General features: G+C 69.8%; 2 protein-coding genes and 1 tRNA gene. All 3 read left to right on the top strand.

The genetic code is table 11. The features are described from left to right. A partial coding sequence (locus tag A8W25_RS30665; RefSeq protein WP_067167721.1) for an amino acid permease occupies positions 1–1,499 on the top strand: 1,499 nt, incomplete at its 5' end. 136 nt (positions 1,500–1,635) lie between these two features. After that, positions 1,636–1,708 (top strand) — tRNA-Lys (locus A8W25_RS30670). A 774-nt stretch (positions 1,709–2,482) separates the two neighbouring features. Continuing rightward, on the top strand, positions 2,483–2,985 hold a 503-nt coding region (locus tag A8W25_RS30675; protein ID WP_158942825.1), incomplete at its 3' end, for a helix-turn-helix domain-containing protein.

A 2,985-nucleotide genomic window follows, 5' to 3' on the forward strand; every position in this document is an offset into this window, starting at 1 on the left:
GCGGCAGTGGTGGCGGCGCGGCGACGTCCGACGAAGAGCGGCTGGCGCAGCTCGGCTACACCCAGGTGCTGGCCCGCCGGATGTCCGGCTTCGCCAACTACGCCGTCTCGTTCACCATCATCTCGGTCCTCTCCGGCTGTCTGACGATGTACGCGTTCGGCATGAACACCGGCGGCCCGGCCCTGATCACCTGGGGCTGGGTCGGGGTGGGCCTGATGACGCTGCTGGTCGGCCTGTCGATGGCCGAGATCTGCTCGGCGTATCCGACGTCCGCGGGACTGTACTTCTGGGCGCACCGGCTGGCGCCGGAGCGGAGCGCGGCGGCCTGGGCCTGGTTCACGGGCTGGTTCAACGTGCTCGGCCAGGTCGCGGTGACGGCCGGGATCGACTTCGGGGCGGCGTCGTTCCTGGGCGCGTATCTGAACCTCCAGTGGGACTTCGAGGTGACTCCGGGCCGTACGATCGCGCTCTTCGCGGCGATCCTGATCCTCCACGGCCTCCTGAACACCTTCGGCGTACGGATCGTGGCGATCCTCAACGGCGTGAGCGTGTGGTGGCACGTGCTCGGGGTCGCGGTGATCGCGGGAGCCCTCGCCTTCGCCCCGGACCACCACCGCTCCACGAAGTTCGTCTTCACCCACTACGTGAACAACACGGGCTGGGGCAGCGGCTTCTACGTCGTCCTGATCGGCCTCCTGATGGCCCAGTACACCTTCACCGGCTACGACGCCTCCGCGCACATGACGGAGGAGACCCACGACGCGGCGACGGCGGGCCCGCGAGGGATAGTGCGCGCGATCTGGACCTCGTGGATAGCGGGCTTCGTGCTGCTGCTGGGCTTCACCTACGCCATCCAGTCCTACGACGACGAGCTCGGCTCGGCGACCGGCGCGCCGCCCGCCCAGATCCTCCTGGACGCGCTCGGGGCGACGACGGGCAAGCTGCTCCTGCTGGTGGTGATCGGGGCGCAGCTGTTCTGCGGGATGGCGTCGGTGACGGCCAACTCCCGTATGATCTACGCCTTTTCGCGCGACGGCGCGCTGCCCTTCTCCCGCGTCTGGCACACGGTCAGCCCCCGCACCCGCACCCCGGTGGCGGCGGTCTGGCTGGCGGCACTGGGCGCCCTCGCGCTCGGCCTCCCGTATCTGATCAATGTGACGGCGTACGCGGCGGTGACGTCGATCGCGGTGATCGGCCTGTACATCGCGTATGTGATCCCGACGCTGCTGCGGCTGCGCAAGGGCGACGCGTTCTCTCCCGGCCCCTGGCACCTGGGCCGCTGGTCCCGCCCGATCGGCGTGGCGGCGGTGGCCTGGGTGGCGCTGATCACGGTCCTGTTCATGCTGCCCCAGCTGTCCCCGGTGACCTCGAAGAACTTCAACTACGCCCCGGTCGCGGTCCTGGTGGTCCTCGGCTTCGCGGCCACATGGTGGGCGGTGTCGGCCCGCCACTGGTTCCTCCGCCCGACACCGGACCCGACGCAGGACCGGCCCCGGTGACCTGCGCATGCCGGCCATGCTGAGCTGCACATCCGGGCCATACCGAGGCCCGAACGGGCCTCACGGGGCCCGGCGGCCGATACCCGATCGGCTGCCGGGCCCTGTCGGGCTATGCTGCGGGGGTGCGGTATGCCAGGGGCCATTAGCTCAATTGGCAGAGCAGCGGACTTTTAATCCGTTGGTTGTCGGTTCGAGTCCGACATGGCCTACGCACAGCAGGGGAGGGGCTAGCCCCTCTGACCTGCTACGGAGCGCCCCGGCCGGGGATCATCGGCCGGGGCGCTCCGGCGTTTTGGGGCTCGCGTGGGGGCCGCCCCCGTACCGGGGCGGTGTGCGTCTGACGAATAGGCGTTGAAGGACACCGACTTGAACAGCCACCAGACCCCGGCCTTCCCGCCGCGCGGAACGCACACGGCCGGCGCCGTGGGGCCGCCCAAGGGGGCGGGCTCCACGGCGCCGGCCGTCTCAACCCCGGCCCGCATGCCAGGGCTGGCCGGAGACGGGGGAATGTAGCTCTCCGGCGCGCCGCGGGCGGCCGGTGTCGAGGACGCGACGTATTGGCGATTGTCGACACCGGCCGCTGAATGGGGTACGTGTACGCCGGGCGTCCCCGCGGCACAGGGACAGCCGCCGCGTCCCGGGTGAGGGCGGGATGCGGCGTCCGGTGAAGGACACCAAGCAACCGCTTTCACCTGGGCCGATACGTACGAGACCCGTAAGGGCTTCGTGCGGAACAGTTTGAAGGGGTACCCCGCCCCCTTTCCAGGGGGCTGAATTGCAGATAATGATCCAGCCATCAACATTCAGCCTCACCCTTCGGCCCGGGTGACAAGGAGCGTGTTCACCAACAAACCGACAGACCGAAGGACAGACCGACCGACAGTCCGGCCACCAGACGTCGCCGTGCCGCCGCGACGACAGCCGTTCGTCCCCGTCCCCCCGTGAACGAAGGTCCCGTTTTGCCGCTCGCCGCCCGTGACCGTATGTCCCTCAAGACGCTCCTCCAGGAGCGGCGCGCCGCCATCCACCCGGAGTCCGCCGGGTTTCCGCCGCGTCAGGCGGGGCCGGGCCGGCGGGTCGCCGGGCTCAGCCAGGAGCAGATGGACGTGCTGCTCGAGCGCACCCCGGGTACCTACAACCGGTTCGAGAACGGGCAACTCAACCCCACCGCCGAGTTCCTGACCAACGTGGCCCGCGCCCTGCGGCTCAACGAGCAGGAGTGGACGTTCCTTTGGCGGCTCACCCGGCGCGAGTACCCGCCGTACACCCTGCACCGCGACTCCGGGATGTCGGTGCCCGGTGTCTGGCAGCGGGTCGTCGAGCAGATCGACGGGGCGATGGCCTACATCACCGACGCCGCCTGGAACCTGCTCGCGCACAACGAGGAGTTCGCCGCGCTCTTCCCGCGCGGTGAGGTCCCGGCCAACACCATGCGGTGGATGACCCTCGACCCCGAGGCGCGCGAGGACGTGCTCACCGACTGGGA

The organism is Streptomyces sp. ERV7, assembly GCF_001653515.1.
In the GTDB taxonomy this organism is placed as follows: domain Bacteria; phylum Actinomycetota; class Actinomycetes; order Streptomycetales; family Streptomycetaceae; genus Streptomyces.